Raw genomic sequence first — 21,767 nt, 5'->3', positions numbered from 1 at the left:
AGCTGAGGCACGACTCGTGACGGGACCACCCACCGGAACCTCCCGTTTCAAGCGTTAAGAGCCTCGGCTTCGCCGTCGGCACTGCTCGGCTTCGCCATCGGGTCGCCTCGCCTGCGGCATCGGCGTGGCTCGCCTTTGGCTGGTGTCAGGCCTTTTTCAGTGGGCGGGCGCCTAGTTCGTCGGCCAGCAGTTTGAGCATCACGGCTTCTGGGTCCTGGGCTGTGCTCACGCTGTCCGGGTCGATTGGGCGCGCGGCTTCGGCCAGCATTGACTCTTCGTCGTCCGGTTCCGGCGGGAGCGGTTCGTCTGGCTCCGGGGGTTCCGGGGGTGGTGGGACGTCGTCTGCTGGCGGGCGTGGGTTCTGGCGTTGGGGCTCGGGGGTTTTGGTGGGCTGGGCCGTTGCTGCCTGGCTTGGGCGGGTGGGGGCTGGGCGGGCGGCCTTTGCCTGGGTTGGGGCTTGGGTTGTGGCGCCTGGGGTGCCGTGGATGCAGCGGACCTGCCAGGTGCCGCCGAGGACTGTGGAGAGAGCGTTGGCGATGGCCTCGGTGTTGCGGGCTTCGGCCAGGCGGCGGGCCAGGGGGGCCGAGGTGTGGGCGATTGTCACGACGTTGCCGTCTACCTCGCTGACCATGGCGTTGGTCAGCATTGCCTCGGTGCTGCGGCTGCTTGAGCGGACTGCGGCCAGCAGGTCGGACCAGACTCGGCGGACTGCTGTCGCGTCCATGGTGCCGCCGGGGGCGGCGGCTGCTGGCTCCGGAGTTGAGGCCGGGGTGGGCTCGGCGGCCGGGGTTTCCGCGGCGGCCGGGGCCGGGCTTGTGGCTGGCGCTGGTTCGGGTGCCGGGGTCGGGCGGGCCGGCGCCTGGGCCTGGCGTGGGGGTTCTGGCTGCTCGTCTGCCGGGGGTGCCGGTTGCTGGGACCTGCGGGTGAAGACCGGAGCGCCTGCGGCGGGCGGAGCTGCTGCGGCGGCGGGTGCCTGGGCTGGGGCTCCGGCCGCTGCGGGCGCGGCGGAGGGTGCGGCTGCGGCTGGCGCGGCGGCGGGGGCTGGGGGGCGGCGTTCTAGTTGTTCCAGGCGTTGGAGAAGAGCGGCTTCCGACTGGCTCACTGATGGCAGGAGCATGCGGGAGACGAGGAGTTCCAGGAGCAGGCGCGGGGCGGTGGCGCCGCGCATGTCGACCAGTCCTGTGTGGACGATTTCGGCGTAGCGGGTCAGGGCTGCCGGGCCGATTCGTTCTGCCTGGGCCGACATGGTGGCCAGTTCGTCCGCCGGGGCGCTGACCAGGTTGCGTTCGCCTGCGTCGGGGACTGCGCACAGCAGGACGAGGTCGCGGAGGCGGTCGAGGAGGTCCGAGGCGAAGCGGCGGGGGTCGTGGCCGGCTTCTACCAGGCGGTCGATGGTGCCGAAGACCGCTGCGCCGTCGCTTGCCGAGAGGCCGTCGATCACGTCGTTGATCAGGGCCGAGTCGGTGACGCCCAGGAGGGTGAGGGCCTGCTCGTACTTGACGCCGTCCGGGCCTGCGCCGGAGAGGAGCTGGTCCATCACCGACTGGGTGTCGCGGGCGGAGCCGCCGCCCGCGCGGATCACCAGGGGGAAGACGGCGGGTTCTACCGCCACGCCTTCTGCGACGCAGTTGCGTTCCAGCAGGGTGCGCATCACGCCGGGCGGGATCAGGCGGAACGGGTAGTGGTGCGTGCGGGAGCGGATGGTCGGGAGGACCTTTTCCGGCTCGGTGGTGGCGAAGATGAAGATCAGGTGGTCCGGCGGCTCTTCCACGATCTTCAGCAGGGCGTTGAAGCCCTGCGTGGTGACCATGTGCGCCTCGTCGATGATGAAGACGCGGTACTTGGCTTCAGCTGGGGCGTAGAAGGCCTTGTCGCGGAGTTCGCGGGCGTCTTCGACACCGCCGTGGGAGGCCGCGTCGAGTTCCACGACGTCGACGCTGCCGGTGCCGTTCGGGGCCAGGCCGATGCACGAGTTGCACTCGCCGCACGGGTCGGGGGTCGGGCCCTTCACGCAGTTGAGCGAGCGGGCCAGGATGCGGGCCGACGAGGTCTTGCCGCAGCCGCGGGGGCCCGAGAACAGGTACGCGTGGTTCACCCGGCCCGCCGACAAAGCGACGCGCAGCGGGTCGGTCACGTGCTCCTGGCCAACGACCTCGGAGAACGTGGCCGGACGGTACTTGCGATACAGAGCGAGCGCCACGCCCGGAACAGTACCGGTGGACCCCGACAGAAAAAGGGGACCCCGTGCACCCACCAGAGCCCGCTTATCCTTGCTGCCTTCCGGCCCTGGGGAGGTTCGCGAGATGTGTGCCGCACGAGGTCCTTGGCAAGTGTAGCTGAGCTAGCTTTTCGAACGTGTGTTCGAGTTGCCCACAGTGTTGTCCCCAGGTGTGGACAACTCGCGGCCCGTGGCCAGCATCAGCAGGTCAGGGGCCGGAAGATCGGGAGTTCCGGACTCCCGGAAACGCTTGCGCGCGCCCCAGAACGGGCTCTTCAGCACGTGCTCCAGTGCGGCCTGGGCCGGTTCGAGCGGCATCTCCCGGACGCGGCCCAACGCGCGTGCGATGTCCTGGCCGTGCACGAGGAAGTCCACCAACGGGTCGATCGGGGCGGCCATCGGCGCGCGTTTCGGCGAGCCTGCCGTCTCGCGGATCTGTGCGATCAACTCCGACCGGGTGAACTGTGCGGCCAGCGCGCGTGCCTTCTGGTCCTCCATTCGGTTCCAGTCGAAGCCCGCCTTCACCGCGCCGGTGAGCACGTCGCGCCAGCCGGTGCGGGTCGACGTGGTCAGGTGGGCAGCCATCTCCTGCACGGTCCAGCCGGTGCAGAGGGTCTCGCGCTGCCACTCGTCGTCGGTCAGGTCGTCGAGGAGGTCAGCGACGCTCAGCCGTTCCGCCTCCAGCCACTTCATGATCATGATTGCCCCTCGATGGCGGTCAGCCTGCGGCGCAGGAAGTCCTGTTCGGGTTCGGTGCCCGCGAGCGCGATCGCCTCGCGGTAGGCCTGGGCGGCTTCGGCGCTGCGACCCAGGCGGTGCAGCAGGTCGGCGCGGGCCGCCCGGTACGGGTGGTAGTCGCGGAGCTTGGGAACGCCTGCGAGTTCGTCGAGCAGCGCGAGCCCCGCCGCGGCGCCGTCGCGCATGGCGATCGCGGCGGCCCTGTTCAGCGCGATCACCGGGGAGGGAGTGAGGGCGTTCAGAACGTCGTAGAGGGCGACGATCTGCGGCCAGTCGGTGCTCGCGAAGTCCTCGGCCTGGTCGTGCAGCGCGTTGATCGCGGCCTGCACGCCGTACGGGCCGTGTCCCCCGGTCAGCGCCTTCTCGACCAACGCGCTGCCCTCGTCGATCATGTCGCGGTCCCAGAGCGTGCGGTCCTGGTCCTCCAGCAGGTCGGCGCGGGCGTCCCGGCGGGCGTGGATCAGCAGCATCAACGCCAGCAGGCCCGTGACCTCGCGCTCCGGCAGCAGGCGGTGCAGGATCCTGGCCAGCCGGATGGCCTCCTCCGCGAGATCGGTGCGCTGGGCCGCGTAGCCCTCGGTGAAGATCGAGTAGACGGCCTGCAGCACGCCAGGCAGGCGTTCCGGCAGTTCGGCGGGGTCCGGCACGCGGAACGGAATGCGCGCTTCCTTGATCTTCTTCTTGGCGCGCACGATCCGTTGCTGCATGGTCGTGACCGGCACCAGGTAGGCCCGCGCGACCTCCGGCGTCGTGAACCCGGCGAGGCAACGCAAGGTCAGCGCGCCGCGGTCCTCCTCGGGCAACGCCGGGTGCGCGCACGTGAAGAACAGTTCCAGCCGTTCGTCCGGCAGGGCGTCCGTCGTCGGCGGATCTGCCCGGTCGACCTCCACCTGCAACAACGCCAGCCGAGCCGCGTAGACCTGGTCGCGGCGCAAGCGATCGACGGCCTTGCGGCGCGCGGTCGTGAGCAACCACGCGCCGGGCCGATCCGGCACCCCGTCCACCGGCCAGTGCTTCAGCGCCGCCTCGATCGCGTCGGAGGTGACCTCCTCGGCCAGGTCGAGGTCGCCGAAGCGCTTGACCAGCGTGGCCAGCAGCCGGCCGCGCTCCTCCCGGAACACCTGCTCGACGTTCATCGGAGACTCAGAAGTCGAACTCTGCGATCGGCCTCACGACGACCGCCCCGCCGTCACGCGAACCGGGGCACTTCGCCGCCCACTCCAGCGCCGCGTCGAGATCGGGCACGTCGATGACGTCGTAGCCGCCCAGCACCTCGCGGGTCTCGGCGAACGGCCCGTCGGTGACGGTGCGCCTGCCGTCCTGTCCGACCTGGACGGTGGTGGCGGTGACCAGGTCGGCCAGCGAGTGACCGGAGACCAGGACGCCCGCGTCCTTCATCTCCTTCTCGTAGGCGATCCAGTCCTCGACGGTGCAGCTCGCCTGCTGGTCAGAGGCCGCGTAGATCAACAGCATGTACTTCACGTTTGCCCTCCTCGGTCCGGTCTTACGGGATCACGACGAGCGGGCAGACGCCAGATCGACACACGCCTCGAAGATTTTTTGCGGGACCGTGCGCGACCCCCGTTTTGGGCTGCGGAACACCCGTCCGGTAAGGTTCTCGACGGAGGATTCGCATAGCGGCCTAGTGCGCACGACTGGAAATCGTGTTGGGTTCACCCCCTCACGGGTTCAAATCCCGTATCCTCCGCTCTCTTAGGCGGCGAGTGCTCGTGAAGAGCACTCGCCGCCTTCTTTGTGCCTTACGGGGACACCCCGCACCCCGGGTCCAGAAAGGCGCCGAACTTCAACGTTCGGCGCCCTTCTGGCGTTAACGTTGCATGATGCTGCCCGAAGACCTGATGCTGCTGTTCCTCGACGAGGTGGCCGGCGGGGTGCGGATGGACTCGACGTCGGTCCAGAACTCGCTCGCGGGCGCGGTGCTGCTGGAGTTGGTCAACTCCGGGCGGGTGGCGTTCGAGGCGGACGGCAAGAGGCTCGCTGCGGTCGACGCGGCGCCGTTGACCAACGCGTTCCTGCAGGAGTCGCTCAGCAGGATCACCAAGCCGATGAAGCCGCAGCGCGCGGTGGAGAAGCTGCGGAACCACGTGAAGGACAACGTGATGGCGCAGCTCGACGCGCGCGGCGTGTTGAAGGTCGAGAAGACCAAGATTCTCGGGATCTTCCCGTCGAAGACCTACACGCTCAACGATCCCGGTGTGGTCAGCGAACTTCGGCGTCAGGTGGGCGAGGTCGCGCAGGGGTACCGGGCACCGGACGAACGATCGGGAGCGCTGATCTCCTTGCTGTACGCGGTGAAAGGCGTGCACAAGGTGTTCCAGGGCGACAAGCGCGAGATGAACGCGCGGGCCAAGGAGATCTCGGCCGGGAACTGGGCCGGGGTCGCCGTGAAGAAGGCGATCGAAGCGGTGCACGCCGCGACCACAGCGGCGGTGGTGGCTTCCACGGCCGCCTTTTCGGGGGGCGGTTCCAACTGATGCTGCACGAAGACTTGATGCTGCTGTTCATCAACGAGCAAAACAGCAAACTGCGGGTCGACTCCTCGTCGGTGGAGAACGCGCTCGCGGGCGCGGTGCTCATCGAACTGGTGAACTCGGGTCGCGTCGCGTTCGAGCCGAACGGCAAGAAGCTGGAGGTCGTCGATCCGACGCCGTTGAAGGACTCGTTGCTGCAGGAGTCCGTGTCGAGGATCGACAAGCCGATGAAGCCGCAGAAAGCGGTGGAGCGCCTGCGGAAGAAGGTGCGCGACAACGTGAGCGCGCAGCTGGAAAGCCGTGGCGTCGTGCAGGTGAAGCCCCGGAAGGTGTTCGGGATCTTCCCGGCGAAGAGTTACGTGATCACCGACGAGCGCGCGTCCGAACGGGTGCGGAAGGCGGTCGGTGAGGTCGTGCACGGGTACCGCGGGGCCGATGCGCACACGGGGGCGTTGATCACGCTGCTGTACGCGGTGAAGTCCGTGCACAAGGTGTTCGAGGACGACAAGCGCGAGATGAACAAGCGGGCCAAGGACGTCGCCGCCGGCAACTGGGCGGGTGACGCCGTGCGCAGGGCGGTCGAGGCGATCCAGGCCGGTGTGGTGGCCGCGACGGCCGCTGCCGCCGCCGCGTCACAAGGTGGATGACACGTGCTGCCAGAGGACCTGTTGCTGCTGTTCGTCGACGAGCGGACAGGCCAGGCGCTGGCTGGGCCGGAGGCTGTCGAGAACGCGCTCTCCGGCGCGATGCTGATCGAGCTCGTGCACTCCGGGCGCCTCGCCTACGACCCGAACGGCCTGCAGCTCTGGGTCCCTGACCCGACGCCGTTGCCGCACCCGCTCCTGCACGAGTCGCTGGTCCGCCTGCGAGCGCCGCTGACCCCGCGGCGGGCCGTGCCGCGAATCCGGCGTCACGTGCGGGACAACGTGATGGCGGGGCTGGAGGCGCGCGGCGTCCTAGCTGTGGAGAAGCGGATCTTCGGTGGCTTCGTGATCCGCGACCCGGCGGTGGCGGGCGAGGTGCGCACGGCGGTCGGCAGCACGCTGTTCGGGCACCGCGCTCCCGATGCGCGCAGCGGAGCGTTGATCTCGTTGTTGCACGCGGTGAAGTCCGTGCACAAGGTGTTCAGCGGCGGCAAACACGAGCTGACCGCTCGTGCGAAACAGCTCGCCGACGGGTGTGCTCCTGCTGTAGCGGCGATTCACGCCGCCGTAGCCGCGGAGATGGTGGTCGCGACAGTGGCCGCCACCTCAGAAGGACGACTTCTGAGGTGACGGCCACTGAGCGGTCGGGCTGGGCGGTTCTACTTCTTCAGGCAGTCGAGGATGTCCTCGAGCGCGAACACGAGCTTGTCGATGTTCGCGTCACCCGTGGACGGGCGGGCGCGGACGATCTGCGGGTCGTGGTCGCTCGCCTGGTCGGCGAACTCGGCGTTGATGTGCACCACGTCGTAGCTGAAGCGCGTGATGTTCTTGCTCAGCACGAGGTGGTCGAGCGTCTGCGAGTTGCCCTCGAAGACGTAGCTGTACCGCTCGTTCGCGGGCAGCGTCTCGATCAGCGCCTTGAGGTTGCCGTCGCCGGTGAGGGCCTTGACGGCGGGTGAGAACTGGTAGTCGTTCAGGTCGCCCGCGAGCACCACGTTGGCGCCCTTGTCGATCGCGCGGATCTGCTCGGTGAACGCCTTCAGCGCCGCGGACTGCTTGGCGCGCTGCACCTCGGAGGACCGGTTCGGCGGCTGGTTGCGGCCGTGGATGGCCTCGTCGCCGCCCTTGGAGTTGAAGTGGTTCGCGACCACGAAGACCGTGCGGCCGCGGAACTTGAACTCACCGGCGAGCGGCTTGCGGCTGTTCGCCCACGCGTCGTTCAGCGGATCGATCCGGCCAGGTGACACGGAAAGCGCCGCGCGGCCGTTCTTCTTGACGACCTCGACCGCGGTCTTGAAGTCGCCGCCGGGACGGTCCACGAAGGACACTCTCTGCGGGTTGAAGAAGAAGCCGACCCGGATGTTGCCGCCGGGCTCGCCGCCGTCCTTCAGGTTCTCCGGGTCGATCTGCCGCCACTGGTAGCGCGGGCCGCCCTTGGCGACGATCGCGTCGGAGAACTTCTGCAGCGTCTGGTCGGCCGCGACGACACCGTCGTTGGTCGCGCCGTTGTTGTCCTGGATCTCTTCCAGCACAACGACGTCCGGGCTGCGGAGGTTCGTCGTGACACCTTCGGCGAGCCGGTCGAACTTGCTCTGCGGGTCGGACGGGTCGAGGTTCTCGACGTTGTAGGTCGCGACCGACAGCTCGCTCTCCTTCTGCTGCGCGGTGATCTCGCGCTGCAGGTCGGACGAGACGTGCTGGCCCAGAGTCAGCGCGGCCAGCGTGTAGCCGCCGAAGTTCGTGTACTCGATGGCACCGACGGTCGCGCCGGAGAACACGTCACCGACGTTGGACACCGGCAGCGGGGTCGCCTTGATCTTCAGGCGGCCGCTGTTGGCCTGGTCGTAGGCGGTGTAGGTGGTGCCGCCGCGCAGGTTCTTGTTCTGGTCGGGGTTGACCGTCACCCAGACCTCGCCGAACGCGTTGCTCGGGCCGACCACGCGGGCGTCGTTGACCTGGACCAGCGTGCCCTCGAGGGACTCGAAGTAGTCGAGGCCGTACTTCTCCGGCTCCAGCGGGAGCTGCTCGATGCTGCCGCCGGGCGCGGGCAGGTAGCCGCCGGGGATGTTGCGCACGACGACCGGCGCCGGAACGGGGTTGCCCTTCGACACCGTGAGCGTGGTGGGCTGGGTGATCTCGGTGAGGGTCTGGTTGGACCCCGTCTCACCACCCGGCCGGTACTCCGCGATCGTGCCGCTGACCAGCACGCTGTCGCCGACGGCCACGGTCGGCGCGGTGCCGGCCGTGTAGACGAAGACGCCTTCACTGGTGCGCGGGTCCGCGTCCGGGCTGGTCGTGTCCTGGATCCAGAAGCCGCGGTCACCCGTGGCGCGCGTGCCGGTGACGACGCCGGGGACGTTGGTGACCTTCTGGCCGAGCAACGGCGAGATGCGCGTGACGCCCTGGATGTCGTGGATGCGCTTGTCGCCGGGCACGGGGTCCGGGTCGGGATCCGGGTTGCCGCCGCCCGGGGTCTCGCCCTTGGAGTTGGTCGGGTTCGGGTCGCCGACCTTGAAGTCGGTGGCGTTGTCGTCGGTGTCGCCGAGCTCGATGTTGCGGAACGCCGAGGTGGTGTTGCTCAGGGCGTTCGTCGCGGTGCCCTCACGCACGACCGCCGTGCCGTAGCCGACGAGGTCCTTGATGCGCGGGTCGGCAGCGCAGTCCGCCGCCGTCTTGCAGGTGAGCGCCGCGGTGCCGTTGACCAGCGCGATGGTGCCGCCGGTGCCGCTCATCGCGATGGTGCCGGTGGCGTCCGGGGCAGGCAGGTCGACGGTGCCGCCGGTGCCCTTGGCCTCGGCGACGAGGAACGTCTTGCCGGGCGCGATCGACCCGGTCAGCGGAGTGACGCCCCACTGCGTGCTCGCGCCGGGCGTGGCCGAGATGTACTGGACGCTGTAACCGTCCAGGCTGATCGCCGAGGCGCTCTTGTTGGCGAGCTCGACGAAGTCCTGCTTGAGCGTGGCGCCGGAGTTGCCGCCGCCTCCGTAAACCTCGGAGATCAGCGCGTCTGTGCTGGGAGCGGCGACAGCGGGTGCGGCGGCGAGTACGAGCGCCACCACCGCTGTCCCGACGCCGGGCAGGGTGGGTCTCAAAACTTCCTCCAGGGGATGCGGCGGACCGACGCATCTTTCCCCGATCAGGTGATGTTTGGAAGGCGTTGTTACTAACGGTTAACCGGTTGGCCCATCAATGATCACTCGAACAAGTGTTCGATCATGGTGTATGCTCGCATTCGGAACGCCGGCCGGTGGTCCCCTCCCAGGCACCGGCCGGCGTCCCTACGTTCAGAGGCATGCTGGACTACGAGCGCCGCTGCGCCGAGATCATCAACCAGACCTCGCTCCTCGTGTCGTCGCTGGATGGCGCGGACCTCTCGATCGCCGTGCCGTCGACGCCGGACTGGACGCTGAACCAGCTGGTCCGCCACGTCGGCCACGCGCACCGGTGGGCCGATCTGATGATCCGCGAGCGGGTCACGGAGATCCCGTACGACCGCAACGGCGCCCTGGAGCTGGCCTCGTACGCCGGCGAGAAGGCCTCCGACGTCATCCCGTGGCTGGTGGAGGGTGCCGCCTCGTTGTCGGAGGCGCTGCTGGCCGTCGACCCGGATCTCATGATCGCGACGATCGGCGGCCACCCCGGACCGCGCGTGTGGTCGCGCCGGATGACGCACGAGACCGTCCTGCACCGCTGGGACGTGGCGAACGCGCTGGGTGCGCCGTTTTCCCTGGGTCCCGAGGTCGCGCGGGACACGCTCTCGGAGTGGACCGCACTGGCGTTGCCTTACGCGTTCATGCGCTGGCCTGCGGAGACCGCTCCGCTGTTGGGGCCGGGGCGGACCGTGCACCTGCACGCGACCGACGTCGAGGCCGAGTTCGTGATCGATCTCACGGGGGCTTCGCCGGTGGTGCGGCAGGGGCACGAGAAGGCCGCGGTGGCGTTGCGCGGTCCGGTCGTCGAGCTGGTGCTGGCGGTGTACCGGCGGCGGCCGGTGGAGGGGCTGGAGGTGTTCGGGGACGCCGAGCTGCTCGGCCTGTTCCTCGATCGGGTGCGCTTCTGAGACGCGTGCTCAGAAGACCCGGCGTTTGAACCGCCACACGACGAGTGCGAGCAGCGCCGCGGCCAGGCCGGTGAAGATGGCGGTCTCCACGAGCTGGAACGTCCAGAACCGTTCGGCCGGCTGGTACTCGATCCACTGCTGCACGCCCCGTTCGTGCAGATATGCGCTGAACTTCACGCCTTGCTTCTCCGCGGCGGAGTACATCATCACGGAGTCGTAGAGCGAGAGGGGGCGGCCCGACGAGTCCACGTAACCCGTCGAGATCGTCCAGTCGAGGTGGCTGCCGGTCGACATCCGCGGATTGCCGGGGTCTGCGGGGTCGTCGGCGGCCACGAGTTCCACGAGACGATGCGGTTCCTGGTAGTTCGGCCGCAACCAACCCATCACGAACACGCGGACCGCGAGGAAGGCGCCGAGGGCGACCGCGAGTGCGGGCAGACTGCGGCGCAGCACCGCGCCCGCTGCCGTGGCGGCGGCGAACGCGAACAGCCCGTGCCCCGCGGGGACGAGCCCTTCCAGGTCGAACGCGTCAGCCCCGAATCGGCCGTCGAGAACGTCTATCGGCTGCCGGTACCACGTGATCAGGGCCGAGAAGACGCCGGTGAGCAGCGCCGTCGCCAGGCCGAGGGCACCCAGTTTGACCGCCAGCCAGCGCATCCTCGGCACGGACTGGGTCAGGGCGAACTGCCAGGTGCCGGCCTCCAGCTCGCGGGCCACCAGCGGTGCGCCGAAGAACGCGCCGATCAGGAACGGCACGAGGCTGAACAGGTTCAGCATCTTGGAGGCGTACCCGTGTTCCTCGTTCAACCGCCTGATCGCGGTCGAACACGTCTCGGAGAGGTCGGCGCCCAGGCACTGCCCGGCACCGCCGGGGAACAACGAGTGCATCTGCAGCCCGACAGCGAGCAGGAACGCTCCGATCACCGCCACCAACAGGCCGAGCGCGTACACCTCGGCGCGGTGTTGCCGCCAGGTCAGCCAGGTCATGCCGGCACCTCCGCCATGGTCGTGGGCTCGACGTCCTGGCGCGCGGGCCAGCGCAGGTAGGCCAGCACCAGGTCCTCCAGTCCCACCGGGCTCGCCTGCCAGCCGGGAGCCGCCGGCAAACCGCCGTCGCGCACGAGCAGCGTCGTGTGCCGTTCGCTGTGAGTGGCCTCCACGACCGTGCCGGCCTTGTCGACGTCCGTGGTCGTGCGCGGACCGACGAGCAACCGGTGCTCCCCCACCAACGTGTCGATGTCACCGGCGAGCGTCACCCGGCTGTGGTTGAGCACGATCAGGTGATCGCAGACGCGTTCCAGCTCAGGCACGACGTGCGAGGAGAACAGCACGGTCATGCCGTCGGCGGCGACCGCCCCCATCAGGGCTTGGAGGAACTCCAAGCGGGCGACCGGGTCGAGGCTGGCCATGGGTTCGTCCAGCACCAGCAGGTCGGGACGCTTGGCCAGCGCCAACGCCAGTGCGACCTGAGCCTGCTGGCCACCGGAGAGCGCACCGGCCTTGCGGTCGAGCGGGATCTCCAGCCGCGCCAGCCGCCGTTCGGCCAGACCCTGGTCGAAGCGCAGGTTGCACGAGCAGCCGAGGCGGAGCAGTTCCGCGACGGTGAAGTGCTTGTAGAGCGGGTGGTCCTGCGCGAGGAACCCGATGCGGGACAACACCTGCGGGGTGTTGGTGGCGGGAGACTGGCCGAGCACCTCGACGCTGCCGGTCGTGGGTGCGAGCAACCCCACCACCAGACGCAGGAACGTGCTCTTGCCCGCGCCGTTGGGACCCACCAGGGCGGTGACCCGGCCGGCGGGAACGGCCAGGGAGCAGTCGCGCAGCGCCCACACCTTGCGGTAGCGCTTGCCCAGACCATCGGTCCGGAGCGCGTATTCGGTTGCTGTCATGCGATGTTCTCATTCTTCGCTTGGTTGACGGCTGCGGTGAAGAGCGCGTTGATCGCCTGCTCGTCCAGACCGGCGGCACGCGCCCGGCCCAGCCAGGTCTCCAAACCGCGCTGCAACGAGGTGTAGGTCGCGGGCGAGATGGTGGCGGCCGGAGTCTCGTTGACGAAGGTGCCCGTCCCCGGACGCCCGGTGACCAGCCCTTCCTGCTCCAGCTGCCGGTAGGCCTTGGCCACCGTGTTCGGGTTGATCGCCACGGTCTCGGCCACCTCGCGGATCAACGGCAGCCGATCGCCGTGCTTGAGGAAGCCGAGCAGCACGGCCTGACGCACCTGCTGGACGAGCTGCAGGTAGGGCGGCACACCCGATCCGCTGTCGATCCGGAAGACGAACATGAGCTCCCCTTTACTGCTTTACTAGGAACCTAGTAAAGCAGTAAAGATCGACACCCGGCAATGGTCGGCGAGAAGTTCCCGGAGATCGACAGGTCGTCAGCAAAGCGCACTCCGTCGACTCCTACGCGGGTGAGACAGCCGCGGAGCTGGGCCCGTGGCTGACCAGACCGTCGCCGACGACTCCGGTGCGGAGTGGACGGTCGACCTCAGCGGGGACGCCGGGTTGCTGGATGAGTTCCTGGGCACGATGAGGTTCTGAGAACGCAAGAAGGGCCCCGGATCGCTCCGGGGCCCTTCGTCAGCGGTGGCGGTGGGATTTGAACCCACGGAGGCGTTAACCTCACACGCTTTCGAGGCGTGCTCCTTCGGCCGCTCGGACACGCCACCGGTAAGAACCATACAGGGGCCGATCCAGTGGGTTAACGCTGGGTCCGGAAGAAGCGTTCGAGCAGGTCAGCGCACTCGGCTTCGAGCACACCGCCGTAGACCTCCGGCCGATGGTTGAGCCGGCGGTCGCGCACGACGTCCCAAAGCGACCCCACAGCCCCGGTTTTGGGCTCCCAGGCGCCGAAGACGAGACGGGAAACACGGGCGAGCACCAACGCGCCGGCGCACATCGTGCACGGTTCCAAGGTCACCGCGAGGGTGCAGCCGTCCAGCCGCCAGCCGTCGCCGAACTTCGCGGCCGCCGCCCGCAGCGCCAGGATCTCCGCGTGCGCCGTGGGGTCGCCCGTCGCCTCACGTGCGTTGCAGGCTTCGGCGAGCACGGAGCCGTCCGGTGCGAAGACGACCGCGCCGATCGGGACGTCGGTGCCCGCGTTGGACGCCGCGCGCAGAGCCGCGCGGACCATGTCCTCTGAGGTGGGGATCACGCCTGGATCGTGTCGAGCAGCTTCGTGAACTCGTCGATGAAGCCGATGCGCTGGGCGATCATCTGGAGCTGCTCGTCCGGGTAGAGGTCGACCTCGTCGACGATGATCTGGAGTTCGTGCGAGGGCATGCCGAGGTCGCTCAGCACGCCGAGGTCGCCCTCCGGCCAGAGCTCGGTGTCTTCCTCGTCCGGTGGCTCGACGCGCAGGAGGTCCAGGACGTCGGCGGCGATGTCGTAGTCGAGGGCGGCGGCCGCGTCGGAGAGCAACAGGGCCACGCCGCCGGGGACCGGGCGCAGGATGATGAAGAACTCGTCATCGACGGCCAGGAGGCCGAACACCGCGCCGGTCGACCGCAGTTGGCGCAGCTGTGTGATCGCCGCGTCCAGCTCCGACAGCGCGGAGCTGTCCATCCTGTTGCACCGCCAGCGGCCGTCCTCTCGGACGACCGCGACCGCGAAGCCGTTGACCGGCTCCTGCTGTGTCATGTGCACACCGTAGGGCCCAGACGACCTTCCCGGTAGCCGAGGTGGTGGCACCATCGATAGATGAGCACAACTACGCCGGACCCACGTCTCGCCGGATTGCTCGAAGGGGCCCGCGCGCTGCAGCCCCGCACGGTGGCACTGCGGCGCCAGGTCCACCGACACCCTGAACAGGGACTTCAGAACCCCAAGACGCAGGCGGCGATCCTGCACGCGTTGGAGGGGTTGCCTGTCAAGGTCACGAAGGGCGAGTCGACGACCTCGGTCGTGGCGGTGCTCGAAGGCGAACGGCCAGGGCCCACGGTGCTCTTGCGCGGCGACATGGACGGCCTCCCGCTCCAGGAGGAGACCGGGCTGCCTTACGCGTCCGAAGTGGACGGCAACATGCACGCCTGTGGGCACGACACGCACGTGGCGATGCTGGCGTCGTCCGCACGACTCTTGGTGGACCGGCGGGACGCGTTGCGAGGCAACGTCGTGTTCATGTTCCAGCCGGGCGAGGAGGGCTATCACGGCGCCCGGTACATGATCGAGGAAGGCCTGCTGGACAACGGCGTGGAAAAGGCGTTCGCACTCCACATCACGTCCACGACGAAGTCCGGCGTGGTGACCTCCCGCCCCGGCCCGATCATGGCCTCCGCGGACTCGTTCCACATCCACGTGAAGGGCCGCGGCGGCCACGGCGCGATGCCGCACAACGCTCTGGACCCGGTACCGGCCGCCGCGGCGATGGTCGGCGCGATCCAGACGATGCTCGGCCGCCGCGTCAGCGTGCACCAGCCGGCTGTGGTGACCGTCGCGCAGATCAAGGCGGGCACGACCACGAACATCATCCCCGAGGTGGCGACGCTCGACGGGACGATCAGGACGCTGTCCGAGGACACCCGCAGGCTGGTCCACAAGGAGCTCAAGCTGGTCGTGAAGCACACGGCCGCCGCGTACGGGTGCCACGCCGAGGTCAGCATCGTGCCGGGCTATCCGGTGACGGTGAACGACGACCAGGTCGGGACGCACGTGGTGGACCTGGCGGCGAAGGCGATGGGGCCGTCGTGGAGCGAGCCGATGCACGATCCGTTGATGGGTGCCGAGGACTTCTCCTACGTCTTGCAGAAGGTGCCGGGGGCGTTGGCGTTCCTCGGGGCTTGTCCGCGTGGGATTGATTTGGAGGAGGCCGCGCCCAACCACTCGAACCGGGTGCTGTTCGACGAGGCGGCGATGGAGCACGGGGTGGCGATGTACGCGGCGTTCGCGCTGGACGCCCTCCGCTGAATACCTCTCCTCATCCAGAAACCGATTCCCCTTGGAGGTCCTCCAAATTGGAGGGCCTCCAAGGAGAATCACCCGTTCGAGCGAATAAACGGCGCTGAACTGCGGAGATGGCCGCCCTTAACAGCAAATAATTGCACCGGAAGATCCTTCGCGGTAAAGATGTGCCATACACGCCGATGTGTTCGGCACAATCATCGAATGACGGAGTTGTGCAATGACGCAACCTTTCACGCTGGCGCATGCCTTGGTGGTGGCGATGACCTTCGGCTTCACGGGGTGGCTGATCGAGCGCGGCCAAGAACCGCCCTCAGCACTGCTCATCACCTTCGCTGCTCTCGCGGGCACGGTTGTGGTGACCAGAGTGAGCTGGCAAGGCGCACTGGTCGTTGTACGACGTCTGGCCGGTGGCGCCTGACCAGGCGCGTAGGTCCGCGCACGTGTCGCACGGAATGATGGGCGCGTGCGAGACGTGTGCGTGATCGGACTGGGACTGATCGGCGGCTCCGTGCTGCGGGGCGCCAAGGCTGCCGGCCGCACGGTGTGGGGTGCGACGGCGAGCAAAGAGGACGCGGACAAGGCGCGCGCTGAGGGCTTCGACATCACGACGGTGGACGAGGCCCTCGGCCGGAATCCGGAGGCGCTCGTCGTCCTTGCCGTGCCCATGCCCGCCCTCCCGGATCTGCTGCGCAAGGTGCCCGCGCACACCCGCCTCACGGACGTGACCAGCGTCAAAGGGCCTGTCCACGACGCTGTGCACCGGTACGCCGCCAACACGCGCTTCGTCGGCGGGCATCCGATGGCGGGCACCAGCAAGAGCGGGTGGGACGCGGGCAGCGCGAATCTCTTCGAAGGCGCTGCCTGGGTTGTCACGCCGGAGGAGGCGGACGACCACCTCAACGACGTGATGCGGCTGGCGCTCGACCTGAAGGCGCACGTCGTGCCGACTACGCCGGAGGAGCACGACGAGGCGGTGGCGCGGATCAGTCACCTGCCGCACATCATGGCGGCGATCCTGGCGGCGGTCGGGGCTGACGGCGGGCCGTTGGCGATGGCGCTCGCGGCGGGCAGTTTCGGGGACGGCACGCGGGTTGCGGGCAGCAGGCCGGAGCTCGTCCGCGCGATGTGCGAGGGGAACCGGGACGCGCTGCTGATGGCCGTTGACGACGCTCTTGGCAGGCTCGGGGCGGCGCGAGGATCGCTCGCGTCCACGGGTGGGCTCGCGAAGACGATCGAGGCCGGGCACGAGGGCAGGAACGCGCTGGTCAGCCAGCCGCAGCGGACGAAAATCACGATCGACCTGACCAAGCCAGGGGCGCTGGCGGCGCTGCGGAACCTTGGGTCGCGTGGCGGACGCGTGGTTGGGCTGAACGGAAGCACCGCCGAAGCGGAAACATCGTAGGGTCTCCGGGTGGATCGACGGACGCTCGCCGGTGGGCTCGGTGGACTCGCGCTCGTCATCGCCGCCGTGGTGGCGCTCCGGACAGGCGATGCACCTGACACGTTGAAGCGTGAGATCGACGACGGCGTCGAGGTCGTGCAGCAGCAGGATCCGATGAAGCCGGCCAACCCGCGGGCTCAGGCGTTGGACGTGGACGCGCTGCAGATCGCGTGGAACGGCTCCGCGTCGGCGTACGAGGTGCGGTGGAACGGCAACGAGCAGCTCGTGCCAGGGCCCGAGGTCGAGCTTGTCGGGCTCAACCCCGATCAGCGGACCGAGGTCGAGATCCGCGCGGTCAGCGCGACGGGCAAGCGGTCCGAGCCGCTCACCATCGCCGCGACGCCGAAGGACCTCTACGACGACAAGTGGGACGACCAGCTCGTCGGGCAGACCGACAGGTTCGACGGGCCGGAGTCGCTGGACCCGCGCAAGTGGCGGGTCGAGGCGGAACCGGAGTGCCTCGGGTTGCGGCCGTTCGGGCAGAGCAAGCGCATCGACGTCGACTGCTCGATGGCGGCGTTCCAGTCGAACACGCCGGTCAGGTTCGGGGTGCCGGCGAGTGACGGCGCGGTCGGGCGGGCGATCATCAGCGTGGCCGGTGCCGTCGAGTCGAGTCACGTGCGGCTGACGCTGCTGCCGGACCCGTGGCAGTACCTGAAGGAGACCGACGTCCAGCCGCGTGGCGCGGTCAGCCTCGACATCACGACCCAGGGCACGCGGATCATCGCGGACGCCGATCTGCCCCGCACCGACAAGCAGGTCACGCTCGGCGACTCGCAGATCACCGGGCTCGTGGCGGGTGTGCGGCACCGGTGGGAGATGCGGGTGCTGCCGGACGCGGTGGTCGCGCTGAGGGACGGTGTCGTGGTCGCCTACGAGGCCGTTGCGATCAAGACGCCGCTGGTGCACCCCCGAATCCGGATCGACGGCGGCGGGTTCCTGGACTCGTTCGGTGTCGGCGGCGTGCCGGAACGGGCCGTGCCCACCGAGGTGATCCCACTTCTGCCGGAAACCGAGGTGCCGCAGGACGCGGTCGCGGCGAAGGTCGTCACGGCCGAGCCGGGCAACCAGGTCAGGGTCGTCGACATCCCGGTCAGCGCCAAGAGGATCGCGGTCGCGCCCCCGGCTCAGCTCGTGGTCATCCGCAAGCCCGAAAGCCGCCCCGGCACCCTGCCGAAGCTCGCGGACAGGCCCGCCGGCATCAAGACCGGCGGGCCCAGGCTGCACGTCATGCACGACGACGGCACGAAGCCCCCACAACCGTTGCCGCGCAAGGGACGCATCCTCGTCACGGCCGAGATCAACGCCATCGGGCACCGCGGCATCGAGCTCGAACTGAACGGCAAACGGATCGTCGCGCTGCCCACCAACGAGCAGGGCTCCGCGGTCCCAGGCCGGCACGAGTTCTGGCTCGACGCGAAGGTCCTGGGGCCGGGGGCGAACGCTCGGCTCAAGCTCAGCGTCCTTCCGGCGGACCATGGCGAACCCGTTATCACCGAAACCGTGTTCGAGCTGGGCAAAACGCCTTAGCGTGACCGCTATGAAGCGGGTCGCCTTCGCTGTCGCAGGCATCGCGCTGGTGGTAGGCGTGATCGTGCTGCGCGACACCGGCGGTAGCTCCGACCTGCCCACCGCTCCCCCGCCGCCGACGAAGCTCAAGCCGTTCGTCGCGGAGCAGCTGCTGGTGCCGAGCCCGCAGGGCCGCCCGAGCACGCCGGCCAACGTCGTCGCGCGCGCCGGTCACCACAAGATCCAGCTCAACTGGACCGGCGACGCCCCCGCGTACGAGGTGCGCTGGGGCGAGCGGACCAAGCTCGTGACCAGGCCGGGCACCCAGCTCAACGGCCTGGAGAACGAGCGCGAGCAGCAGATCGACATCCGCGCGGTCGACTCGTTCGGCCAACGCTCCCAGCCCGCCCGCACCAAGGCGACACCGCGCGCCGACAACGCCCCCTACACGTTCGTCGACCGCTTCGACGGCTCGGACGAGCCCGACCTGCAACGGTGGCGGCTCACCAAACGCACCGACTGCGCCCGCGCGACCTCGGGCGACGAGGAAGACCACGACCGGCTCGTGATCAGCAGCAGCTGCGGCACGCGGGCCGTGACGTTGAGGTCCCGCACGCCGTTCGTCCGCGGCGACGACGACAGCAGGCTCGTGGTCGAGACCGACGCCCCCGGCACCGGCGGCAAGCTGCTGTTCGACCTCGTGCCGGGACCCGTCAGCGTCCAGGGCGAGCCGGTGCTGCCCGGCGCCGTCCGCGCCTCGGTCTCCACGGACGTCTCCGGCAACTCGATCGTCGAGCTCGTCCCGGACGGCACGATCACCAAGGCCATCCCGGCCGCGGTGCCAGGCGTGACCGTGCGCTGGGAAGTCGTGCTCACGAAGAACGGCACGCAGCTCGTGCGCGACGGCGATGTCGTCGCCACCTCGCCGTTCGTGCCGCAGTGGCGTGAGGCGACGGCACTGATCGGCGTCGCGGCGCTGGCCGGCGACCGGATCCGCGCGGGCATCGACCTCATCGGCTACCGGACCGCCAAGGCCGACGCACCGCCCGCCGCCCCGACACCGCAGGTCCGCGTGGACGGCCCCGCCAGCACCAGCACCCACCCGATCGCCGACGTCACCGCGGGTCAGCTGCGGATCGCGTTGATCCCGTCGCGAGAGAGCCCGCCCGTCACGGCCGTGAAGATCAACGGCGTCGAGGTGCCCCTGCGCCCGGCCGTCGAGGGCACGCCGTGGAAGCCCGGCGCGGAGTACCCGGCCATCGCCGACCTGCCCAAAGAGGCCTTCACCGACAACCTCAACGTCCAGCTCGTGACCACCGAGCGCATCCAGGTCACCCACACCGACGTCGAGCTGACCGGCCCCAAGAGCCCTCCGCAACGCCAGTCCGGCACGCCTCTGGTCGACGCACGGCCGTTGCTCGCCGACCCGGTCCCCGAAGTCCTGGACGCCGGCGGCCAGCCCATCGAGAACGGCGCCGCCTTCAACCGCGGCCGAGTGGTCCTGGAAGTCCGCATCAACGCCCTCGACGCGGCCGTGGCAGGCCTCGCCGGGTTCGAGGTCAGGCTCGACGGCACCCACGTCGCCACGGTCCCGACCACGGCCGACGGACCAGCAGCGGCAGGCCGGTGGCGGATTTCACTCAACACGGGCTCCCTGTCCGCCGGGGCGCACGCCATCGAGGTGAAGGCGTTCAGCACCGATTCAGAGGTGCACCCCGAAACGGGCTACGTTCCTTTTTTGCTGAAGCCGTAACTGGCGCAAGATGGGGGCATGGCTCGCGCACTGATCATCGACGCCGCCCGCACGCCGTTCGGCAGGTACCGGGGAGGTCTGTCCGGCATCAGGGTGGACGACCTCGCCTCGCTGCCCATCGTCGACCTGCTGCGCCGCTATCCCGGCCTCGACCTGGCCAGGATCGACGACGTGCTGCTGGGCGACGCGAACGGCGCCGGCGAGGACAACCGCAACGTCGCCCGCATGGCCGCGCTGCTGGCCGGTCTGCCGGTCTCCGTGCCGGGCGTGACCCTGAACCGGCTGTGCGCCTCCGGCGGTGAGTCGATCATCCAGGGCGCACGGGCGTTGGCCGCGGGCGATGCGGATCTGATCGTTGCCGGTGGTGTGGAAGGGATGTCGCGGGCGCCGTTCGTGACGGCCCGGCCGGACAAGGCCTTCCCCGACCGCATGGAGACCGTGTCGACGGCTTTGGGCTGGCGGCTGGTGAACCCGCGGATGCCGAAGCACTACACCGTGCCGTTGGGGCTGGCCGCCGAGAACGTGGCTCACGAACTGGGCATCACGCGCGACCAGATGGACACCTTCGCGCTGCGCTCACACCGCCGTGCCGCTGCCGCGTGGGATGCCGGTGTGCACGAGGGTTTCGCGTTTCCGGTGCAGTTGCCGGACGGGACGACGATCCGGCGCGACGAGAACGTCCGTGCGGACACCAGCGTTGAGAAGCTCTCGAAGTTGAAGCCGGCGTTCTCGGAGAACGGATCGGTGACGGCGGGCAACGCGTCGCCGCTGAACGACGGAGCTTTGGCCGCTTTGCTTGGCACGGAAGCGATCGCGGCCGAGTTGGGCGTGGCGCCGTTGGGTGAGGTGCTCGGCAGCGCGACCACGGGTGAGGAGCCGCACCGGTTCACGATCGCGCCGGTGTCCGCGATCCGGAAGTTGTTGAAGCGCCTGCATCTCGAAGCGGCGCAGGTCGACCTGTGGGAGATCAACGAGGCGTTCGCCGCCATGGCGCTGTCGGTGTTGCACCACCTCCCGGAGATCGACCGCGAGAAGGTCAACGTGCACGGCGGCGCGATCGCTTACGGACACCCGTTGGGCGCGTCGATGCCACGCGTGATCATCGATGTGGCGCGGCACCTGCGGGCACGTGGTGGTGGCGTTGGGATCGCGGCCGCGTGTGTGGGTGTCGGGCAGGGCGTGGCGGTCGCGGTTCGCGTCTAACCCTTGGGGTGCAGGATGTCGCGGGCCTGTTCGGCCGCGCGGACGATGCTCTCCGACACGAAGTCGAGGAACCGCGAGATGTTCTCCAGGCGGTCGGCCGCCGGGGTGCCGGAGCCGAGGACGCCGACGCCCTGCCGTGCGGCGTCGGCGAGCTTGGACGTGCCGGCGGCGCTGGCGATCATCGACTGGTACCAGATGTCGCCCTCGTCGACGACGTAGCGCTCACGGCGGCGTTCGTCGCGCTCACGGCCGATCAGGCCCTGGCTTTCGAGGTACGACATCGCCTTGGACACGGACGCCGGACTGACCTGCAGGTGGTTGACCAGTTCTGACGCGGTGAGGCTGCCGGAGTCGGTCGCGTAGAGGCTGGCGAGAGCCCTGGCCGTCATCTTGGGCAACCCCTGCGCGATGAAGATCTCGGAGAACGCCTCCTCGAACTCCCGCACCGCCTCGGGGTCGCGCCCGTCGGCCCGTTCAGGCGTCTGCCGGCCTCGGGGCGCGGCCTGCTTGCGCCGTTGCGCACGGCGTTCGGTGGCGAGGTGGGCGAGATCGGCCTTGTAGCCGGCCGGACCGCCGTTGCGCATCACCTCGCGCGTCACCGTCGAGGTGGGGCGGTCGAGCGCACGGGCGATCTCCGCGTAGGCGAGGCCGTCGGCCAGGCCGATGGCGATCTGCCGGCGCTCCTGCTGGGTCAATCGGCCTCCTGGCATGCCGGGAGCATAGCTTTCACCTTCATCCCATTGCAACAGTCGTTGCGTTAGATCTCATCTCCATTGCAACAGTTTGGATGCTTTGACGTGCAGTTACT

The 21,767-nt window shown here is 69.1% G+C and carries 21 protein-coding genes, 2 tRNA genes and 1 other RNA gene; 11 read left to right on the top strand and 13 right to left on the bottom strand.

The window, feature by feature from the left end; all coding sequences use genetic code 11:
• Positions 1-145: 145 nt before the first annotated feature.
• The 5 genes from SK803_RS19115 to SK803_RS19095 all read right to left on the bottom strand — a co-directional run bounded on the left by SK803_RS19115 (position 146) and on the right by SK803_RS19095 (position 4,438).
• Positions 146-2,200, bottom strand: coding sequence for a DNA polymerase III subunit gamma and tau (locus SK803_RS19115; protein ID WP_319967368.1), 2,055 nt, complete (start codon positions 2,198-2,200; stop codon positions 146-148).
• 30 nt (positions 2,201-2,230) lie between these two features.
• Positions 2,231-2,327: signal recognition particle sRNA small type (gene ffs, locus SK803_RS19110), an RNA gene on the bottom strand.
• Positions 2,328-2,341: 14 nt separating this feature from the next.
• Positions 2,342-2,917 carry a maleylpyruvate isomerase family mycothiol-dependent enzyme gene (locus tag SK803_RS19105; RefSeq protein WP_319967367.1) on the bottom strand — a complete coding sequence of 192 codons (576 nt, stop codon included), beginning with the start codon at positions 2,915-2,917 and terminating at the stop codon, positions 2,342-2,344.
• Positions 2,914-4,092: an RNA polymerase sigma factor gene (locus SK803_RS19100; protein WP_319967366.1), complete on the bottom strand. Its 1,179-nt coding sequence runs from the start codon at positions 4,090-4,092 to the stop codon at positions 2,914-2,916. Before SK803_RS19100 ends, SK803_RS19105 begins: the two co-directional genes overlap by 4 nt.
• 7 nt (positions 4,093-4,099) lie before the next feature.
• Positions 4,100-4,438: a YciI family protein gene (locus SK803_RS19095; protein WP_319967365.1), complete on the bottom strand. Its 339-nt coding sequence runs from the start codon at positions 4,436-4,438 to the stop codon at positions 4,100-4,102.
• A 141-nt stretch (positions 4,439-4,579) separates the two neighbouring features.
• Between SK803_RS19095 and SK803_RS19090 the strand changes: the two genes are divergently transcribed.
• From SK803_RS19090 to SK803_RS19075, 4 genes are all read left to right on the top strand, one after another.
• Positions 4,580-4,664, top strand: a tRNA-Ser gene (locus tag SK803_RS19090).
• 133 nt (positions 4,665-4,797) lie between these two features.
• Positions 4,798-5,451 (top strand): GOLPH3/VPS74 family protein, encoded by a 654-nt coding sequence (locus SK803_RS19085; protein ID WP_319967364.1) that lies wholly within the window; start codon positions 4,798-4,800, stop codon positions 5,449-5,451.
• The gene (locus tag SK803_RS19080; protein ID WP_319967363.1) at positions 5,451-6,095 is read left to right on the top strand and encodes a GOLPH3/VPS74 family protein; all 645 of its coding nucleotides are present in this window, start codon (positions 5,451-5,453) and stop codon (positions 6,093-6,095) included. The genes SK803_RS19085 and SK803_RS19080 overlap by 1 nt, the downstream gene beginning before the upstream one ends.
• A gap of 3 nt (positions 6,096-6,098) precedes the next feature.
• Positions 6,099-6,722: a GOLPH3/VPS74 family protein gene (locus SK803_RS19075; RefSeq protein WP_319967362.1), complete on the top strand. Its 624-nt coding sequence runs from the start codon at positions 6,099-6,101 to the stop codon at positions 6,720-6,722.
• A 29-nt stretch (positions 6,723-6,751) separates the two neighbouring features.
• Here SK803_RS19075 and SK803_RS19070 read toward each other — a convergent pair whose 3' ends face one another.
• Entirely contained in the window at positions 6,752-9,184 is a 2,433-nt protein-coding gene (locus SK803_RS19070; protein WP_319967361.1) for an endonuclease/exonuclease/phosphatase family protein, read from the bottom strand.
• Positions 9,185-9,384: 200 nt separating this feature from the next.
• On the opposite strand from SK803_RS19070, the gene SK803_RS19065 reads away from it, so the two are divergent.
• Positions 9,385-10,152: a maleylpyruvate isomerase family mycothiol-dependent enzyme gene (locus SK803_RS19065; RefSeq protein ID WP_319967360.1), complete on the top strand. Its 768-nt coding sequence runs from the start codon at positions 9,385-9,387 to the stop codon at positions 10,150-10,152.
• A 9-nt stretch (positions 10,153-10,161) separates the two neighbouring features.
• On the opposite strand, the gene SK803_RS19060 is transcribed toward SK803_RS19065, so the two are convergent.
• From SK803_RS19060 to SK803_RS19035, 6 genes are all read right to left on the bottom strand, one after another.
• A complete protein-coding gene (locus tag SK803_RS19060; protein WP_319967359.1) occupies positions 10,162-11,139 on the bottom strand; it encodes an ABC transporter permease subunit in 978 nt (325 codons plus the stop codon).
• Entirely contained in the window at positions 11,136-12,041 is a 906-nt protein-coding gene (locus tag SK803_RS19055) for an ABC transporter ATP-binding protein (RefSeq protein WP_319967358.1), read from the bottom strand. The genes SK803_RS19060 and SK803_RS19055 overlap by 4 nt, the downstream gene beginning before the upstream one ends.
• Positions 12,038-12,433, bottom strand: a complete 396-nt coding sequence (locus SK803_RS19050; RefSeq protein WP_319967357.1) for a GntR family transcriptional regulator — start codon at positions 12,431-12,433, stop codon at positions 12,038-12,040. Before SK803_RS19050 ends, SK803_RS19055 begins: the two co-directional genes overlap by 4 nt.
• 302 nt (positions 12,434-12,735) lie before the next feature.
• A tRNA-Ser gene (locus tag SK803_RS19045) sits at positions 12,736-12,820 on the bottom strand.
• A 32-nt stretch (positions 12,821-12,852) separates the two neighbouring features.
• Positions 12,853-13,284: a nucleoside deaminase gene (locus tag SK803_RS19040; RefSeq protein ID WP_319967381.1), complete on the bottom strand. Its 432-nt coding sequence runs from the start codon at positions 13,282-13,284 to the stop codon at positions 12,853-12,855.
• A gap of 17 nt (positions 13,285-13,301) precedes the next feature.
• On the bottom strand, positions 13,302-13,790 hold the full coding sequence (locus SK803_RS19035) for a tRNA adenosine deaminase-associated protein (protein ID WP_319967356.1): 489 nt from the start codon (positions 13,788-13,790) through the stop codon (positions 13,302-13,304).
• Between the two features lie 60 nt (positions 13,791-13,850).
• Here SK803_RS19035 and SK803_RS19030 point away from each other — a divergent pair, with 60 nt between their 5' ends.
• From SK803_RS19030 to SK803_RS19005, 6 genes are all read left to right on the top strand, one after another.
• A complete protein-coding gene (locus SK803_RS19030; RefSeq protein WP_319967355.1) occupies positions 13,851-15,056 on the top strand; it encodes a M20 metallopeptidase family protein in 1,206 nt (401 codons plus the stop codon).
• A gap of 214 nt (positions 15,057-15,270) precedes the next feature.
• Positions 15,271-15,471 (top strand): hypothetical protein, encoded by a 201-nt coding sequence (locus tag SK803_RS19025; RefSeq protein ID WP_319967354.1) that lies wholly within the window; start codon positions 15,271-15,273, stop codon positions 15,469-15,471.
• A 45-nt stretch (positions 15,472-15,516) separates the two neighbouring features.
• Entirely contained in the window at positions 15,517-16,455 is a 939-nt protein-coding gene (locus SK803_RS19020; RefSeq protein ID WP_319967353.1) for a prephenate dehydrogenase, read from the top strand.
• Between the two features lie 9 nt (positions 16,456-16,464).
• Positions 16,465-18,024, top strand: coding sequence for a fibronectin type III domain-containing protein (locus SK803_RS19015; protein ID WP_319967352.1), 1,560 nt, complete (start codon positions 16,465-16,467; stop codon positions 18,022-18,024).
• 10 nt (positions 18,025-18,034) lie between these two features.
• Entirely contained in the window at positions 18,035-19,756 is a 1,722-nt protein-coding gene (locus SK803_RS19010) for a hypothetical protein (RefSeq protein ID WP_319967351.1), read from the top strand.
• Between the two features lie 18 nt (positions 19,757-19,774).
• Positions 19,775-20,959, top strand: a complete 1,185-nt coding sequence (locus tag SK803_RS19005) for a thiolase family protein (protein ID WP_319967350.1) — start codon at positions 19,775-19,777, stop codon at positions 20,957-20,959.
• On the opposite strand, the gene SK803_RS19000 is transcribed toward SK803_RS19005, so the two are convergent.
• Positions 20,956-21,669 carry a GbsR/MarR family transcriptional regulator gene (locus SK803_RS19000; RefSeq protein WP_319967349.1) on the bottom strand — a complete coding sequence of 238 codons (714 nt, stop codon included), beginning with the start codon at positions 21,667-21,669 and terminating at the stop codon, positions 20,956-20,958. The two genes, SK803_RS19005 and SK803_RS19000, sit on opposite strands and share 4 nt — an antisense overlap.
• Between the last annotated feature and the right edge of the window lie 98 nt (positions 21,670-21,767).

It is taken from the genome of Lentzea miocenica, from assembly GCF_033949945.1.
GTDB lineage: Bacteria > Actinomycetota > Actinomycetes > Mycobacteriales > Pseudonocardiaceae > Lentzea > Lentzea miocenica.
Note: the sequence above shows the minus strand (reverse complement) of the source record. Positions and strands in the feature narration are given on the sequence as shown.